This window comes from Nostoc sp. C110 (genome assembly GCF_043099725.1).
GTDB lineage: Bacteria > Cyanobacteriota > Cyanobacteriia > Cyanobacteriales > Nostocaceae > Nostoc > Nostoc muscorum_A.
In genome coordinates this window covers 6,295,456-6,313,871 of the sequence record NZ_CP171148.1, presented here as the reverse complement: position 1 = coordinate 6,313,871, position 18,416 = coordinate 6,295,456, and the positions used below count along the sequence as shown (strand labels likewise).

Below are 18,416 nucleotides of genomic sequence, written 5' to 3'. Positions count from 1 at the left end.
GCCCAATGTCCAATGCCCAATGCCCAATTTTTTATTCATCATCCACGTCTGCTTCTTCTACCCATTCAGGTGTAGTTATGGAATCGGAGAATTCTGGGAAATCATCTGCAAAACGGATAATTTGTCCATTGAAAAATTCTGCTAGACGTTGAGCTGCGATCGCAACTTCATCAATTTCCCAATCAGGTGCGGGTGTTCGTTGTGGCGGTGGAGGCAAAGTTTGCGCCCCATTTCTATTTGCCCCGTTTCCATTTGCCCCGTTTCCATTTGCCCCGTTTCCATTTACTCCATTTCCATTTTTTGCTAGCGGCTCGGTTCTTAGTGGCGCTGGCGTTGCTGGCTGTGGTACTGGCGCTGGAGGCGAAATTTGCTGGTTGTAACTAGGAGTAGCTGGTTGCTGAACGCGACTAGAGTCTTTTGGCGGAGGATTTTTTTTAGCTGAAGTGGAGTTTGAAGAAATTCCTTTTTCTATATTTATCTGGATTTCACGCTGGAAAGTTTGCTGAAAAGCTTCCGTAATCATCGGTAGATAAGATTTACCCTTGTCATACCATGCCTGTTTGATAGCAATTCGAGCCATAACACCGTCGAACTCTATAAGTTGGCTCATTTGACGCAGCATTTCTTGCCTTGATTTTGGCTGGAGGTTAGCAAGCACCTGTTGCCAAACCTGAGTTAAATCATATTGTGCTTCGCCAACAACTTCTGAAGTTACTGGTTCAACGATCGCTGGTGGTACAGGAACAGCAACAGGTTCTGGGGTTGGTGGTGAAACTGAGTTTGCAGCAGAATTGTGATTTGTTTGCTGTTCAACTGCGCCAGATGAAGTGACAGGTTGATTTTGGGCAATCGCTACATGATGGTTTGTAGAATTATGATTTGTTTGCGGTTCCGCTACCGGTAAAGAAGAGACTGCATGATTTTGGGTAACTGCTGGAGGATAGCTTAGAGATACAGTAGGTGGGTTAACTCGCGGTGCGATACTTGGGGCTTGTAGTTGAATATTTGTCGTCGCACTGGGTAACAATCCTAGTAATGTTACTTCCAACCATAAACGCGGCTGAGTGCTGTTTTTAATTTGTACTTCAGCTTTTCGCAGGTGTTCCTGTCCTGCCAAAATCACGCTCATATCGAAGTATTGAGCAAACTCAACCAACGCCGTCCAGGTTTGCTGAGTACAAGCAACCAAATCGTGGCGGTTCGGTGCTGTTTTGGCTATGAGTAAATCGCGGTAGAATGCGGCGAGATTTTGCAGAAGAATTAGGGGTTCTCGACCACGATCAAGAATTTTGTGGGTACTGTCAAGAACTGCTTCGGGTTTATCTTGAGCGATCGCATTTAGAAGTCCCAGCAAGTCCTGTTCGCTTACTGTCCCCACCAAATCCCAAACTCTATCCGGTGTCACTTCACCCGCTAACAAACCCAATTGATCGAGCAAGCTTTCCGCATCTCGCAACCCTCCCTGAGAAAGTTGGGCTACCAGGGTTACAGCTTCGGGTGAAATATAAATGCTTTCTTTAGAGGCGATTGCACTTAAATGCTTAACCATCGCCTCTAATTGAATACGTCTAAAATCAAACCTTTGACAGCGCGAAATAATCGTTGGTAACACCCGTTGCGGGTCTGTTGTTGCCAATACAAAAACTACGTGTCTCGGTGGTTCTTCTAGGGTCTTAAGTAGCGCGTTGAATGCCTGGGTACTGAGCATGTGACATTCATCGATTACATAAACCTTGTAACGACACTGCACAGGGGCAAACTGGGCTTTTTCAATCAATTCGCGGATATTATCGACACCAGTGTTACTAGCAGCATCGATTTCAATTACATCTAAGGCGTAACCCTTGGTGATTCCCTGACAAACATCACACACGCCGCAGGGTTCAGCAGTGGGCCGATCGCTTTTGAGACAATTGAGAGATTTAGCTAAAATCCGGGCACTAGAAGTTTTCCCCGTACCTCTTGGCCCTGTAAATAAATAGGCGGGGGCAATTTTGGATGTGCCGATCGCATTCGTGAGGGTGGTAGCGATCGCCTCTTGTCCCACCAGTTCAGCAAAACTTTTGGGGCGATATTTGTGGTGCAGGGGTTCGTAAGACATGGAAAAATAGACTTCAATGCCTTTCAACGTTAATTAGTAGCACCGAGTCGAGTTTGGGATTCAATTATTTTAAACTCTCGTACCTGCTTTATTTATCGATGTTGCCATAGCGCTTACACTCAACTAATGCCGTCAATTTTGGCACTCAGGAAAGCAAGCAACTAGATCATAATTCTTTACTATGATTTCAACATCAATGTATCGGAATTATAGCATAGCATTTAGTACATTTGTTCTCATCAAAAGTAGGAAGTAGGGAAAAAAGAACTAATGACAAATGACCAATGACTAATGACCAATGACTAATGACCAATGACTAATGACAAATGACAAATGACAAAGAACTAACGCCATAGTCCAGTGCGATCGCTACAATTTTATAGATAAGCAAAACTCGATGGTGCAGCAGATGCTCAAGCGGCTATTTCAATGGCTCAAAAAGCTTTTTCAGAGCTTGTTCGGTGGAAAACAGAATGTCTCAAAATCTAGAGGGAATATCCCAAAAGAACCAGCCCCACCCCTAAGCGATACGGATCTGGAATTTCTCTTCACCGAGCTATTGCAAGGAGTACATCAAGCACGAGGGGAAGCCTGGGCGCAAAAGTGGCTGCATAATATTGAACATCGGATTACTACTGAAGACTGGGTTCAGTGGTTAGGGCGCTTTGGTGAAAAATTGCTAGCATCACCGACACCGAATAATGAAATAGCTGCACGGTTAGTACAACTGGGTGAGTTGGATATCGGAGAAATCGGAGATGTTGCCTATAGTATTGGAATGCAGTTGTTGACGCGCAATCAAGGCGAACCAATTTGGGAATATGAAGGGCCAGACGCTTTTAGCACGACTTTACAATCTGACACAACCGCCCCCATATCAGAGTCAGTAGATGCGTCAGAGAATCCCCCAGAGGGAGAATACCAAACTGTCACCCTAGAAGAGTTGTTTGTAATGTTGCAAGAGGATGAAAACTTACGCCAGCAGATTGCTCAACAGCTTGCCGTTGAGACAGATGATCCACAACTGCTTGTCCAGGCATTGATCAATCAATTGTATCCTGCTGGTCAATCGACTACAGAGCAAACAGAAAATTAGTCGAATCGGGAATTGTAACGTTGTAATGCTTTACTCTTGAATTTTGGTATATTTTTTGCTAACCTGCGACGGAAGCGCCGTCACAATCTAATGGATTTTTACGTAATTGATGATTTTTTTAACACAACGATGGCTACAATCTAGAAAAACAAAATCCAATAGTGTGGCAGATGCTCAGGCGGATATCGCAGTCGCTTAAAAGGCTTTTAAAGCGCCTCATTGAAAGTAAGCAGGCTAGTTCTCTCAAGGGTGCGAGAGGACACAATCTGGTGGAGGTACTACCAGAACTAACCAATGCGGATCTGGAACAATTGTTTATCCAATTGTTAGAAGGCGTGCATCAAGCACGAGGACGACAGTGGGCATTGAGGTATCTGCAACGGGTTGAAAATCGGATTCCGGCTGAACGCTGGATAGATTGGTTGGTGATGTTTGGTGAAAGCTTACTAGCTTCACCTGCACCGAATCCTCTTTTAGCATCACAGATGGTGCAATTGGGGGAACTTGGTGTTGGCAGAATTGGAGATGTTGCTTATGACATTGGCATCCGCATGATGCAAAACTCACCTACACAGATAGAGGATGAGGAGAATTATCCAGAAGCGGACTTAGAAATTACTCCTGAACAATATGGGGTAGAAATTGCTCCTGGGGAAGAACTGATCCGTAATTTAGGCGAGCAGTTATGGGAGCATGATCAGCCAGATGTCATAGAAACTACTCCTGGGGAAGAACTGATCCGTAATTTAGGCGAGCAGTTATGGGAGTATGATGAGCCGGATGTCGTAGAAATCACTCCTGGGGAAGAACTGATCCGTAATTTAGGCGAGCAGTTATGGGAGTATGATGAGCCAGATGTTGTAGAAATCACAACCGATGAAGAAATTATCCCAATTTCGCCTGGGCAAGAGCTAATTCGTAGCTTAGGTGAGCAGTTATGGGAATATGATGTGCCAGCTGTTGAACCAATCACCTCAGCACCTGAAAATGTCTCTTTTGAAGAAAGATTCACCGAAAATTTAGAGGAACTGGTATTGGAGTATGAAAGGGAAGAAACCCAAGCCACAATACCCGCAAATCTCCCTCTCCCCGCAAAGGAAGATTCAATCACCTCGTTAGCCCAACTGCGGTTCGATGATGAAGAAGTTGTTCAAAGTACAACAGGAGTAAATCTCCTTTCTACTAGGCCAAGAAGTGAATTAACAACTTCTCCCTCGGTGGAAAATTGGGATAGTGCTTTGACAAATTTAGAGCCAAATGTAGCTAATACATTAGATGAGTTGTGGGTGAAATTGGATCAAAGTACCAATTTAGTCCAGCAGCTTGCTTCTAACTTGGCAGTTCAAAGCAGTAATTCTCCCGGTATTATTGAGCGACATAGCGATAATCCGATTACCAACGCTCAAGGATGGTTTTACCAAGGTCTAAGCCAAGCGAAAACAGGTGATTTGTTAGGCGCGATCGCATCTTACGATCAAGCTATTGAACTTCAACCTGAAGTCTCAGAGTATTGGTTTAATCGAGGCTTGACACTGTTCCATTTAGAACGTTTTGAAGAAGCGATCGCATCTTACGAAACCGCCATAGAACTGAAACCCGACTTCTACAAAGCTTGGTATAACCGGGGTGGAACTCTCGGAGAATTAGGATATTTTGAAGAAGCGATCGCTTCTTTTGACAAAGCCATAGAAGTCAAGGCAGACTACCAAGAAGCTTGGTCTAGCAAGGGTTTGGCGCTACTGAAGTTAGGTTGGCTACCAGAAGCTATTTATAGTTACGATCAAGCGCTGCAATTGGAACCAGAAGACCAAGAAAACTGGTATCACCGAGGGATAGCCCTAGCTGTAGGCGAACAATTTGCAGAGGCGATTATATCCTACGACAAAGCCCTAGAAATTAACCCAGAGTACCACGAAGTTTGGATAGACCGGGGTGTAGTGCTGTTTAATTTAGGAAGGTGGTCAGAAGCGATCGCCTCCTGGGATAAAGCCCTTTCAGTTCAAGCCGACTTCTACTTAGCTTGGTACAACCGAGGTATAGCATTAGACAACTTAGGTCGTCGCCAAGAAGCGATCGCTTCCTATCGCCAAGCGATCGCCATCAAACCCGACTTCCACCTAGCTTGGTATAATCAGGCAGTAGCGCTGTTTTATTTAGAACAATTTGCCGAAGCGATCGCTTGTTATGACAACGCTTTGGAAATTAAACAAGATTATTGGGAAGCTTGGATTGGTCGGGGAACTGCGATCGGTCATTTGGTGAACTCGGAAGCATTGCTGAATTTGTCGAGTAGGATCACAGAGGCAAATCCCGACTTGCAACAGGGTGGCTACGAAGGAAAATTAGCCAGCTACGAAGAAGGGTTAAAACATCTACGGACAGATACCCACCCAGAAGGTTGGGGTAGATTGCATCTGGCGATCGCTAATACTTATTACGATCAAGGCAAAAAACATCCCAATCCCCGCGATTATTGGCGCAAAGCTGCATCTGAGTACCATCAGGCGCTGTTAACCCTAACACTAGAATATTTTCCCCTATTCCACCTAGAGGTTTTGCAATCTCTAAGCAAAGTACTGATGGGTTTGGGACAAACAACACAAGTTCAAGAATTGCTGCAACGTGGTACAGATTTATTGCGACAATTGCTGAGTGAAGAAACTCGCTCAGACGAAAGTAAAAAACAGCTAGCTTTGAAATTTGCAGGCTTTGATCAATTGGCAGTTGATTTAGCAGTAGAGTCTGGTGATTTAGTTGAAGCTTGGGAAATTGCTGAACAAGGCAAAAATGCTTGTTTAAACTGGCTACTTTCTGGCTGGAATAATAATATTTACTCGCCCCATTATGGTGCAATTCAACAACTATTTAATCCCACAACAGCAATTATTTACTGGCATATTAGTCCAGTCGCCCTACATACTTTCATTCTCAAAGACCAAGCGCCATCACCGATTCTGCTGTTTACACCCATGCAAGATGCCGGGGCAATACCTTTAGGAGAAGACGCTATTCGTCTCAATGAATTGCCGCTACCTGAAGCAGTGCAACGCCTAATTGAATTTGAAACTTGGCTAGAAGATTGGCATCAACAATACCAAGAATATCGCACCACAGCCCAAGACAAAGAAAGTAAAAGCCAGCATTCTTGGCGAGTGGATATGGAACAGAAGCTGGTGCAGTTGTATGGCATCTTGAATATTTCCACAATTGCCCAGGAACTCGAAGGCATCACCCAACTGGTTTTAATTCCTCACCGCGACTTGTACAGATTGCCCATTCATACCCTTTTCCATCTTTCTTCCCCATCCCAGGAAGAGTTGCCGAATGTGGAGTCCAATTTCACCGTCACCTATTTACCCAGTGCCCAAATAGGTTTATCAATAAGAACTGAAGATATTTTGCAATGGCAAAATCAGTTATTGCTCAGTGTTGAACATCCTGAAAGTGCAGGTTATCCTCCATTAAAATTTGCCAAACTTGAATCTGAAGTTGTGAGCCAGATGTTCAATAATATTCAACGAATTCAGGGAGCAGAAGCTACAAAAAATATTGTGGAAAATGCCTTGTTTGATAATTACAATATTTTTCATTTTACAGGTCATGTCACTAATAATTTAGCTGAACCCAAAAAGTCAGAATTAGCATTAGCAGGTGAAGAAAAACTAACTCTAGATGAAATCTATCAGCACAATCTATCAACTTACAACCTGATTACTCTCTCTGCGTGTGAAAATTTAAGTACTAACAACCACACTATCAGCAGTGAATATGTGAGTTTAGCCAGTGGTTTTGTAAGTCAGGGTGTGCCTCATATAGTTAGTACTCTCTGGAGTGTAGAATCTTCAGCTAGTGCCTTAGTAATGATAGAGTTTTATCGGAGATTACAGCTTAATAAATCAGCAGTTACTGCCTTAGCGGAAGCAACAAGGTGGCTGAAAGAACTAACTGCTGGAGAACTGACAAAATGGTATGAAGATATTTTGAATAATCTGCATCCTGAAGAATTACGAATTCAAACTTATTTAGCAACGCAACTATATAGAAATAGTAAAATGGCATCGGATAAAAATCTTTATAATCATCCTTACTACTGGGCAGCATTTACGATTACGGGTAAGCCTAATTAATACTTTGAGGTAGGGGCAATTCATGAATTGCCCCTACCTTAAAATTTTTACTTTTAGTCAGGACTTACGCAAAATCATGAAAAAAAGAACCACAGAGGGCCCAGAGGACACGGAGAAATAAGAGTTTCAGAGAGTTCTTGCGTAAGTCCTATTAGTTTATAAACCTTTGAATTAACCTCAATCTAACTCTCTGCGTCCTTCCAATGCCCTTGCCAGGGTCACTTCGTCGGCGTATTCCAAATCACCACCTACAGGCAAACCAAAGGCAATCCGCGTCACCTTGGTAAATGGTTTCAGTAGCTGACCTATATATAGTGTTGTTGTTTCCCCTTCTATACTCGGACTAATTGCCAGAATAACTTCTTGAGGTTTTTGTTGATTTACCCGTCGCTGTAAAGCCAGTATATTCAGCTGTTCTGGCCCAATTCCATCAATTGGAGAAATCACCCCACCCAAAACGTGATATTTGCCTTTGTATTCGCGGGTTTTTTCCAGCGCAATTACATCGCGTGGATCTGCTACGACACAGATAGTATTGTTGTCACGGTTGGCATTGCGACAGATTTCACAAACAGGTTCAGCAGATAAGTGAAAGCAAACAGAACACAAGCCTATCTGTTTTTTGGCTTCAATTAAAGCTTGTGCCAAAGCTTCTACTTCTGCTTCTGGACGCTTCAAAATATGCAAAGCCAGTCTTTGGGCAGATTTAGGGCCAACTCCCGGCAGGCGTTGCAATTGCTCAATTAACCGTGCTAAAGGGCGTGCGTAAACCGTTGTCTTATCTCCAGAATGTCTTACCTTAACTATGATGACATTTTTCAGGTACTTCCATCTGTCTGGTATGGCGTTTATTATGGAAGCTTTTGAGCCTACCTGCGATCGCTTACTTTAATCAATGTAAAATTTACTCTGCAATTTAGCATACTTAGTAAATACACGCACATAAAAATATTTGTGTGTATATTTTTATTTACATCTGAATAATTTTTATTTATTGGGGTGATAGCTATTTTGTGGAAGTGGCTTACATTCAACAAAACAATACGTTTGATTTTAGACAATTAATCTAGCAATGACACCTTAGCGTAGCGAGGCAAAGTCTAGCCAAATTAAATTTTGCGTCTTCCGAAATAGGCTATTTCAGAGTTGTATTTAAAATGTATAACCTAAATTAATTCAAACAAAATAGATGAATTGTTGATTGAGTATTCTCAGGAGTTTGTTTTAGAAATAACACTTGTACTTACTTTCATGAGTGTGATTAGTCTGCAATATTCACCCAATTTATTCAGATAATCATCCGAAAAATAGATTAGTACATCTTCCAAGTTGCACGAATCTAACAAACAAGCACTATTTTATACATTAATTTATCTCCTATGATTGCCCTAACAAAGACATTAGTAAAAACAGTAGCAGAACCAGAACAGCTAGAGAATATTGATTTACTTAACTCGAAGCGAGCTAATTTTTTACAAGAAGTAATTGAAGGCTTAGAAGACGGTATATTAATTTTAACCCAAAGTGGTGAAGTAGTACATAGTAATGCGTCTGCTAATCGCCTTTGTTGTCAATTCAATCAAGACAATTTCAACCCAAATTTTGTACCACCAGCTATCTGGAATCTTTGTGAATCTTTACTCAGTAGTCGGAATTTGTTTTCTGATAAACTTCTGATTTTGTCGGATGAAATTGTACTTGATAAGTCAAATATTTTTCGGATTAGGGTGAGACTGCTAGATTTAGATGGGTTTGAAGTGCCTTGCTTATTAGTTACCATAGAAAACCAGTATGAGTCTGTAAAAAATGTAGCACTCACTGAAGTTAAAAAATTTGACCTCACGCCACGAGAAGCTGAAATTTGGTTTCTCTATAGAAGCAACTACAGCTATAAAGAAATTGCTATGAAGCTTTACATCACCATAAACACCGTGAAGAAGCACATGAAAAATATTCACACTAAGCGACAAGCAAGCTTTTCTGATAATTGAATGATAGGACGGTAATAAAAATCGATTCGTAAAATTCAATAGATTATTAATTATTAACCTATTATCCACAAACAAGTATTTTATGAATCAATCTTTGATTGTTCTTTAAATAAAAATACTAGCCCTTGCTTTCATACAAGGGTAGTTATTTTAACCCCAATCCTGCCTAATTTTAGTGTTGATGCAGATTTTAACTAAGGAGAATCAGGGGTTTTTTGCAGACGTAATAAGGTATTGTAAACCTGCTGTTTTAAAAGATCGTTATTTTGTAGTTCTACAGTGATTTTGTTAAACTGATCAATGCTCAAACCATTATCTTGGACAATTTTTTGAGAGCTATTACAGTAATTTACTGCGATATCTTGAGCCTTTCTCGGAAGACCGTTTATGCTGTTAGAATCGTTACAAACAATTTTGGGAACTTCTCCATTGCCAATAAGGTTTTTAATGGTTTCAAAAGCCTTTTGACGCGCTGGTTCCATTGCTAGCACTGCTTGAGCGTAGCTGTCAATTTGAGTATTGTTAGCTATTGGTGATGCAGTTTGACCATAAGCTTTTGAATTAACTGAAAAAGCGTTAGAAATGACACTCGCAGTAGCGATCGCGCCGAAAAAGAATGATTGGCAAAGGATTCGCTTTCGGCTGGATCGGGAAAAGAAATTGGAAATTTTATTCATATAGTGTGTGACACAAAACTACATCAGGGATATTATAAGGACTTTGAATTATTTTCGGAGTTGGAAGTTCCAGCAACTGTTCAATACATCAAGTTTTTATATTTGATTGTCAACTTCCTCGGCATACTTGACAAAGTTCGATGACTTTAGTCTGAAATGTTGACATTTCTGATGCTCCTTGCTTGAGGCTCACTTCTAACTCCAATAGTAGAGGTAAGCAGGAGATTAACTGTTGCACAGAAAGCAGTTTGATTTCTTGTTGTAAGAAGTAGATCCGCTTGGGATTACCGATATCAGCAGCACTAGCGATCGCTTGTTGGTTGCGCTCACCACTTTCTATCATAATCTTGACCCATAGCCAGGTGCGAAATTGTCCAATCAATGTGGCAACTATCCGTAATCCCGGCTCGGAAGCATTGATCATATCTGCCAAGGTTGTCAAAGCTTTCGCTGTATCTCCTATTCTGATTGCTGCTGCTAATTGTAAACTATTTTGAGTAGTATTTCTTACTAGCTTTGTAACGGTATCTACGTCTAAAGGCTTATTGCTACCGTGGGCATATAACCGTAATTTCTCTATTTCATTGTAGAGCAATCGCGTATCATTTCCGACGGATTCTGCCAACAGTTGGGCAGTATTGGCAGTCAGTTTTACGCCCACAGTCTGGGCTACTTGATTAACAGATTGCACTAGTAATTCGGTTTTCCAAGGGGGGATGAGGGGAAATTCTCGGAATTCGGTAGCAAATTGTTTTAACAATTTCGTGGATTTGAGGCGTTCATCTGGCTTGTTGCGGCTGCTGAGTAATAAAAATGAGTTTTCGGGAATGACAGATAGCGATCGCACCAATTCCCCTAAGACATTCTCTGGACAGTGCTGACACAGGGTTGTATTTATCAGCCATACCAAGCGCCCACCAGCGCCAAAAGTGGGTGTCATCACCTGATTTAACCCCTGGATAGCAGCATCAGCTTGATCTGGGGTGAATGCAGTGTAATTAAAACTTATCCAACTGGGATCGAGAACGCGATCGCGCAAAACAGCGATCGCCTTTTCCATCGCAAAATCATCTTCACCCCAGTAAACATAGATTGGCATAGATAAACCTCATTGGGCATGGAGAATGGTGCATTGGAGAAGAATTCTTAAAACTCCTACCTCCTAACTGCTAACTTCCTCAGCCCCAAAAACTAAATACTTTTAAAATCATTCTCTTATTCGGGGTAATTTTCCCTAAAATCTATCAAGTGAGAGCGTGAGGCTATGAAGATTGGACGACAACTATCAAACTTACTTAAATCGGTTAGCACGACTGACGCTGCCAGAAGCCTACAGATCCCAAGCCCAGCATATTCAGGAATCTTCTAAATTTCAGCTAAATTCTGGCTTGAGAGAAGCAGCGTCTTTTCCTGGGTATACGCTAATTACAACGCCTGCGGCAGAAGAAGAATCAGAAAATTCTGCTTTCTATGCCAAATTACAGACTTACCAACAGGAACTTTTGCAGTTGCCTGTAAACCGTAATTTGATTATACCTGTACCTCCTGCTAGCTTCCATGTAACTTTAGCGGATTTAATTTGGGATCATGCTTACCTTGATGCCCGCGAAAAGAATCCAAAATTTGACGAGGAGTTACCCTCTTGTTTAGCCGAAATGTTTCAGCAATATCAACAATTGATGACAAATAGGAGTCATCCGATTAAATGGCAAATGCTGGGACTGATACTGATGCCAAGAGCTATAGCTGTTTGTTTAGTACCTCAAGATGAAAGCTGCTATGAGGAAATTATTAAATTCCGCCGAACAATTTATCAAAATCCCAAGTTGATTGCCTTGGGTATTGAGCAGCATTATCATTTCACTGCCCATGTTACATTAGCCTATTTTGGGGAGGTTTCATCTGACTTAGACCGCACAAGTTTCAGCACAAATCTTTCGGAATTGAATGAAAAATGGCTGTTTAATTTGCCAGAATTCTCGATCAATCGTGTTGAATTACGAAAATTTGACAACATGACACACTATTATCGTGAACCAGACTGGCCGATTTTAGATTTTTAAGCCATTAGTTAGTAGTTAGTAGCCAGTAGTTTCCACTCACTGGCAACTGACTACTGATTATCGAACAGAATCCAGGAGTCAGGAGTCAGAATGGGCTAAACGCCCCGCTACCGCTAACAGAATGAATTTTGTACGACTGTCCGATAAGCCTTTGGCATGGCTACGCTATCGAGCGTCTTGATTCTGACTCCTGAATTCTGACTTCTGAATTCTTCTTCAAGATTTTGTCTTTCAGGTAAACTTAACTTTTTGTCAATGCTGTAAATAAAATCTCTCGCCTAAAATTTAGGTTCTTGATACACGAGATAAACAGCTTCTAAAAATACATCAGGTGTAACAGCTTCTGGCAAGTTCTCCAAATTAATAATAGCCACTACTTGCTCGGCTAACTTTAGAGATAGTGAGGCTCTTGCCTTTAAGGACATTGCAGCCCGTCGCTGCAAATATTCACGAATAACTGCAAAATCATCGGGCAATAATTTCGATAAATCGGCGATTTGGATTAACTGTTCATGAAGTTCCTTTGCCTGTTCTGAAATTGTCAATGTCGCAGATGCAATGGGTGTTTCAGTTTGAATTACAATTGTACCGGCAGCCAAATCACCTAAACGCTTTTCACGACTACCGAACATAATTAAAAAAGCGCCAATAAATAAAGTCTCATCAAAGGGTCGTAGTAGGGAACGGAGAGTTGCTTGTTGTAACCCAATGAGCCTGCCATCATCTCGAACTACGCGAATTTTAGCAACCCGTTTACCAGGGGTTTGCCCAAACCATAAGGTTTCAAAAAATACAAAATAGCTGATGTAAATTGCAAAGGCAATAATGAAGAAAATTGCTAATAACCAAATGTCTAAACTTGGTAAACTCGTAAACAAGTCTTCAAGAAAATTTACCAGCTGCGTTGAAAAGACAGTCCAGGTAAGGACAAACAGAAGCAAAGTTATACCCAACACTGTATAGTCAATCAGCAGCGCTAAAGCTCGATTACCAATTCCCGCTAAAGTAAATTCCAACTCTACACTTTCTGGAGTCTGGAATGTGATGCGATTAAAAAAGCGCATATTTTAACCAATTGAAAATTAATAGAGTTGAATTAAGGCGTTGAGTTAACGAAAATCTTGTGTAGGAGGTTGTCTTAACTGCAAACCCAGACCTTCACGCCGAGTCCGCAAGTCCAAGTATAAAACAGCTTTTAGTGCTTGCCAGAATGGCATGATCAAAACTCCACCTACTAAGCTGCCAATCACAGAAATAAAATACACAATTCCGTAGATGACAGTACCAGGCTCAAGCTTGATGAGGAATAAGCTAGGTACATAGTTTAATACAAACACCAATGGCAGTGTAACGAAAAAAGCAACTAAAACAACGCCCTGAATGCGAAGTACCGAGGCTTTAGTTAACTCCCAACTTCTAGCAACACTTTCGCCACCATTAACATTTTCTTCAACTGCTAGCGGTACCTCAGCTACTATCCAACGAGAGTAGAACCAGGTTAGTCCCAACAGTAAAATAATTACCATTAAAATTATTGTCAATGTGGTTGTGACTATAACACCCGCAGTACCTAATATCCCTCCCAATAACGCTACTAGCAAAGCAGACAGAATACCACCTGCGATCGCCAATCCTAAATAAACTAGCAGCAAAGATACTCCTACCTGAAAACCAACTCTTAAAAATGACCAGAGACGCGGATTAACATGGCTGCTGGCGGCTTGGACACTTTCAGGTTGGTAAATCAATTCTCCAAAAGCCAAGCGTGAAATTAGTCCAGAGATGGCTGCATATTTTGCCCAGCCATAAATCGGAAGGAGAACCCACAAGTGAGCGATCGCAGCCAGTTTCAAATAAGTCTTAAGATGAGAACGATACAATCGCACCGCAGCACTGACAACATTTCCTACACTCAGTGGTTGTATCTGGCCGGAAGATCCAAAATTTTCAGACATAATGGCAAATTTCCCTTGAAACTACGGAGATCAATTTGAGGCTATCTTAAGCTAAGTTAAACTCAGTGTTCCCAAAATTCATGAATATTCAACGTTGGATTGCGCGACGAGAACCAAATTGGCAACGTCTGGATGCCTTATTAAAGCAGATAGAAAAAAGAGGGCTAAAGTCTCTAAAGGCAGCAGAAATTAGAGAATTAGCGAGTTTATATCGTTCAGTAGCGGCAGATTTGGCTCGTGCCCGTACCCAGCAAATCGGCAATACTTTGATACAAGGTTTACAATCTTTAACAACTCGTGCCTATACGCAGATTTACCAAGGTTCGCGGCGACAGGAATGGCAGGCAATTTTAGAATTTTACAAATGGGGATTACCAGATGTAGTCCAGAAAACATTTGCATATATTGCTGTAGCCACCGCACTGTTCTTACTGGGGGCACTAGTGGCTTGGTGGTATTCTTGGCAAAACCCCAGCTTTATGGCTTTGATCGTACCTGAAAGTTTAATTACCAAAGTGCGAGATGAGCATAAATTATGGATGGGGTCGATTGTCGGTGTTGAACCTCTGGCATCCAGCAGTATCACAATCAATAATCTGTCAGTATCCTTTGGTGCTGTTGCCGGTGGCATCACCGTCGGACTATATACAGCCTATTTGATGATTTTTAATGGCTTATTAATTGGTGCTGTTGGCACTTTAGTTGGTCAAAATAATCTGGCTTATCCTTTTTGGGCCTTTGTATTTCCGCATGGTTCCTTGGAATTACCCGCAATCTTTTTTGCTGGGGGTGCAGGATTTTTATTAGCAAGAGCAATTTTATTTCCTGGTAAATATCGCCGTGGAGATGCACTGAAATTTTATGGTTCTCAGGCGGTGCAGCTCGTATTTGGCATTGTACCAATGTTAATTATTGCTGGTACGATCGAAGGCTTTTTTTCACCTAATCCGAGCATACCTGATGCAATTAAATATTTGGCAGGAATGGGATTATTTATACTTTTGGTAATGTATTGTAGGCGCAAAAAATCATGAAATAATTTAGATGTTTACGGATTGGTAAATTGAAAAATATTTTAGAATAAGATAAATTCTAACGATGTCAAAAAGTATTATAAGTTGAAGCTAGGATAATCATGGTACAAATATCAAATAAAATATTGACCCTAGAAGAGTTTATCGCACTACCAGAAACAAAACCGTATTGCGAATACATCGATGGGAAAATCATTCCAAAACCTATGCCTCAAGGAAAACATAGCACCATTCAAGGAGAACTATGTCCCACAATCAATTCTGTTATCAAAGTCCAAAAAATGGGTTGGGCTTTTCCAGAATTGCGTTGCACTTTTGCAGGACGTTCTATAGTTCCCGATGTCGCTGTATTTTCTTGGGCAAGGCTTCCCGTAGATGAAAATGGTGATATTGCCAATACATTTACTGTAGCACCCGACTGGATAATCGAAATTCTCTCACCCGAACAAAGCCATACAAAAGTTACAAAAAAAATCTTACACGCACTTAATCATGGGACTCAAATGGGTTGGTTAATTGATCCTGATGAGCGATTCATTGCTGCTTATCCTGCGGGACAACAACCTTTACCTTTTGAGGAAATTGAGTCTGTTTTACCAGTGCCAGAATTTTGTCAGGGGTTACAGTTGACGGTAGGTGATATTTTTGGATGGTTAAAGGTGACTGCGTAACAAATATTTTGTTCAGGCCAACTTACTATTCTTGCACTGAAAATATGCCAAAACGCATCATCACCGTACTAACCGATAAACACAGATTTTTATCCATTTTCTAGCAAAGTTATATTTTTTAAGTTTAGTGATTTACTCATTTTTAATTGTTTAAGTTTTTATTGGCATCTTTTTCCTAACTAATTTAATCAATCAAATATCAACAAGTAAAAAATATTTTAAATTAAGATTTAAACGCATCTTAATTTTTTATTTATCAATTGTTAAAGAAAGTTTAACCATGACAAATGTACCTTGATTAAGGCTGGAATTACAGCAGGAAGATATTCCTTTAATCAGAGGTAATATGATTTTTTCGACCACCACCTTGAATCGTGTCGTTGCTACTTCATTGGTGACAACTTCTGTTGCACTTAGTCCATTTTTTAGTGCGATCGCACAAGCTGAAACTCTCAATGGTGCAGGAGCAACTTTTCCGGCTCCGCTTTACGAACGGTATGCTCGTGAAGTGAAGAAGAAATATCCAGACTTGAAAATTAACTATCAAGCAATTGGTAGTGGCGGCGGTATTCGTCAAGTCATCGCTGGAACCGTTGACTTTGGTGGTAGTGATGCTGCAATGAAAGATGATGAAATTGCTAAAGTCAAGAACGGTGCAATCTTAGTACCCACAGCAGGCGGTGCTGTTTCTGTTGTTTACAATCTTCCGGGTGTTAACGATCTCAAATTGTCCCGCGCTACACTACCAGCAATTTATTCAGGTCAAATTACCAAATGGGATGACGCGAAAATTAAAGCTGATAATCCAGGTGCTAATCTACCAAATCAAACAATTAAATTTGCTGTTCGTGCTGATGGTAGCGGTACAACTTTCATTTTTACTAATCACTTGAGTGCTATCAGTGGCTATTTTAAAGGCAGAGTTGGAGCTAACACTGCTCCAAAATGGAATTTGCCAAATGTCCTCAAAGGCAAAGGAAATCCAGGCGTAGCTGCTATAGTAGCTCGGACTCCTGGTTCTATCGGTTATGTAGAATATAGCTACGCTGTCCAAAACAACCTCAAATCAGCACTGGTACAAAATAAGAAAGGAGAATTTGTTGCTCCTTCTTTACAATCTGCAAATGCGGCTTTAGCAACTGTTACTTTCCCAGACAACTACCGTGTTTTTGTAGGAGATCCAGGACAAGGTTATCCCATTGTTGGTCTTACTTGGATGATGGTTTACAAACAGTATGCTAATGCTGCTAAAGCTGATGCAATTAAGAAATGGATTAATTGGGTATTGAAGGACGGTCAACAGTATAACGATGACCTCAACTACACCAAAATTCCATCTAATGTAGCGAATCGGGTGCTTCAAACAGTGAATAGTTCTATCAAACCTTAATTTGCAAACTTTAGGACTTACGTAGAAAATATCCCCCAACCAACTTAAAAAGCAATACGTTTGGGTTAATAAAAATTGTAGGTTGGGTGAAGCAAATCGCAACCCAACAAAGCTATGAAAATGTTGGGTTTCGTTCCTCAAACCAACCTACACAACTTTAGAACTTACGTAGAGAATATCCCCCAATCCACTTAAAAAGGGGGATTTTAATGTTCTCTCTTAAAAAGAGAAAATATGGGGATTATCTTACTAATTTCCTTTCCTACGAGAGTAAGTTAATAACTCGCTCTAGTAGTAATCAAAAATCTATTTTATTGATTTGTAATGGCAAATTCATCAGATGATTCAAATCTAGGCGATGAAAGTTTCAATCTAACAGGTGTCAGTGGTGCAAACTTCTGGTTTGACCAAGGTTTTACACGGCTAGTATACTTTTTTGCCGTGATTACTGTTGCAGTACTATTTTTGATGAGTTGGGTAATTTTCTCAGAAGCTCTACCAGCCATCAAGCAGTTTGGACTGGGGTTTTTGTGGGGAAAAGATTGGGATACAGGTAATCAGATTTTTGGTGCATTCCCCTATATTTATGGAACTCTGGTAAGTAGTGCGATCGCTATTTTATTTGCTGTCCCGGTGGGAATGGCAGTAGCCTTAGTCACGAGTGAAAATTTCTTACCTACATCGCTGCGAACCATCCTAGCATTTGTTGTGGAATTAATTGCAGCAATTCCCAGTGTAATTATTGGTCTATGGGGGATTTTTGTCTTTATTCCAGTTTTAGAACCTCTGCAAAAGTGGCTAGCCAGCACTTTTCAATGGATACCACTGTTTAATACAGAAGATCCTTCTGGGACTAATATGTTGACTGCTGGAGTTATTCTAGCCATCATGATTTTGCCCACAATGGCAGCAATTAGCCGTGATGTCTTAATGGCTATCCCTAAAGAATTACGTAGTGCATCTATGGCTTTGGGTGGAACTCGTTGGGAAACAATTTTTCGAGTCTTGCTACCATCGGGATTTTCTGGAATTGTAAGTGCAGCCATGCTTGCTTTAGGACGTGCTTTGGGTGAAACAATGGCTGTCACTATGGTGATTGGTAACTCTGCTCAAATCAGCGCTTCTTTACTCGATCCAGCTTATACAATTCCCTCTGTATTAGCTAATGAATTTGCTGAAGCTGAACCGGGATTACATATAGGTGCTTTAAGCTATTTGGGATTGATTTTGTTTGGGTTGACTCTAGCTGTAAATATTGGCGCTGTGCTATTGGTGAAGTGGGTTGGTAGGAAAAACAAATGATACTTTTTT

Annotated in this window: 14 protein-coding genes; 8 read left to right on the top strand and 6 right to left on the bottom strand. The window is 40.9% G+C overall.

What is annotated here, in order from left to right; genetic code table 11:
* Positions 1–31 precede the first annotated feature (31 nt).
* Positions 32–2,101, bottom strand: a complete 2,070-nt coding sequence (locus ACFFRD_RS32080; RefSeq protein ID WP_392479843.1) for a DNA polymerase III subunit gamma/tau — start codon at positions 2,099–2,101, stop codon at positions 32–34.
* Positions 2,102–2,510: 409 nt separating this feature from the next.
* Between ACFFRD_RS32080 and ACFFRD_RS32075 the strand changes: the two genes are divergently transcribed.
* Both ACFFRD_RS32075 and ACFFRD_RS32070 read left to right on the top strand, forming a co-directional pair.
* Positions 2,511–3,197 (top strand): hypothetical protein, encoded by a 687-nt coding sequence (locus tag ACFFRD_RS32075; RefSeq protein ID WP_392483219.1) that lies wholly within the window; start codon positions 2,511–2,513, stop codon positions 3,195–3,197.
* Between the two features lie 170 nt (positions 3,198–3,367).
* On the top strand, positions 3,368–7,324 hold the full coding sequence (locus ACFFRD_RS32070) for a tetratricopeptide repeat protein (RefSeq protein ID WP_392479842.1): 3,957 nt from the start codon (positions 3,368–3,370) through the stop codon (positions 7,322–7,324).
* A gap of 177 nt (positions 7,325–7,501) precedes the next feature.
* On the opposite strand, the gene recR is transcribed toward ACFFRD_RS32070, so the two are convergent.
* Positions 7,502–8,059 (bottom strand): recombination mediator RecR, encoded by a 558-nt coding sequence (gene recR, locus ACFFRD_RS32065; RefSeq protein ID WP_242060742.1) that lies wholly within the window; start codon positions 8,057–8,059, stop codon positions 7,502–7,504.
* A gap of 644 nt (positions 8,060–8,703) precedes the next feature.
* Between recR and ACFFRD_RS32060 the strand changes: the two genes are divergently transcribed.
* The gene (locus tag ACFFRD_RS32060) at positions 8,704–9,315 is read left to right on the top strand and encodes a LuxR C-terminal-related transcriptional regulator (protein WP_392479840.1); all 612 of its coding nucleotides are present in this window, start codon (positions 8,704–8,706) and stop codon (positions 9,313–9,315) included.
* Positions 9,316–9,509: 194 nt separating this feature from the next.
* Here ACFFRD_RS32060 and ACFFRD_RS32055 read toward each other — a convergent pair whose 3' ends face one another.
* Positions 9,510–9,992, bottom strand: coding sequence for a DUF4168 domain-containing protein (locus ACFFRD_RS32055; protein WP_392479839.1), 483 nt, complete (start codon positions 9,990–9,992; stop codon positions 9,510–9,512).
* Positions 9,993–10,101: 109 nt separating this feature from the next.
* Positions 10,102–11,091: a DNA polymerase III subunit delta gene (gene holA / locus ACFFRD_RS32050; RefSeq protein ID WP_392479837.1), complete on the bottom strand. Its 990-nt coding sequence runs from the start codon at positions 11,089–11,091 to the stop codon at positions 10,102–10,104.
* Positions 11,092–11,263: 172 nt separating this feature from the next.
* On the opposite strand from holA, the gene ACFFRD_RS32045 reads away from it, so the two are divergent.
* Positions 11,264–12,055, top strand: a complete 792-nt coding sequence (locus tag ACFFRD_RS32045) for a DUF1868 domain-containing protein (RefSeq protein WP_190934369.1) — start codon at positions 11,264–11,266, stop codon at positions 12,053–12,055.
* 278 nt (positions 12,056–12,333) lie between these two features.
* Here the strand turns inward: ACFFRD_RS32045 and ACFFRD_RS32040 are convergent, their stop codons facing one another.
* Positions 12,334–13,119 (bottom strand): RDD family protein, encoded by a 786-nt coding sequence (locus tag ACFFRD_RS32040; protein ID WP_392479834.1) that lies wholly within the window; start codon positions 13,117–13,119, stop codon positions 12,334–12,336.
* Positions 13,120–13,164: 45 nt separating this feature from the next.
* Positions 13,165–14,010, bottom strand: coding sequence for a hypothetical protein (locus ACFFRD_RS32035; RefSeq protein WP_392479833.1), 846 nt, complete (start codon positions 14,008–14,010; stop codon positions 13,165–13,167).
* A gap of 80 nt (positions 14,011–14,090) precedes the next feature.
* Between ACFFRD_RS32035 and ACFFRD_RS32030 the strand changes: the two genes are divergently transcribed.
* From ACFFRD_RS32030 to pstC, 4 genes are all read left to right on the top strand, one after another.
* On the top strand, positions 14,091–15,044 hold the full coding sequence (locus tag ACFFRD_RS32030; protein WP_392479831.1) for a stage II sporulation protein M: 954 nt from the start codon (positions 14,091–14,093) through the stop codon (positions 15,042–15,044).
* A 101-nt stretch (positions 15,045–15,145) separates the two neighbouring features.
* Positions 15,146–15,715, top strand: a complete 570-nt coding sequence (locus tag ACFFRD_RS32025) for a Uma2 family endonuclease (protein WP_392479829.1) — start codon at positions 15,146–15,148, stop codon at positions 15,713–15,715.
* Between the two features lie 346 nt (positions 15,716–16,061).
* Entirely contained in the window at positions 16,062–17,105 is a 1,044-nt protein-coding gene (pstS, locus tag ACFFRD_RS32020; RefSeq protein WP_392479828.1) for a phosphate ABC transporter substrate-binding protein PstS, read from the top strand.
* Positions 17,106–17,429: 324 nt separating this feature from the next.
* Positions 17,430–18,407, top strand: coding sequence for a phosphate ABC transporter permease subunit PstC (gene pstC, locus ACFFRD_RS32015; RefSeq protein ID WP_392479826.1), 978 nt, complete (start codon positions 17,430–17,432; stop codon positions 18,405–18,407).
* The last annotated feature ends 9 nt before the right edge of the window (positions 18,408–18,416 follow it).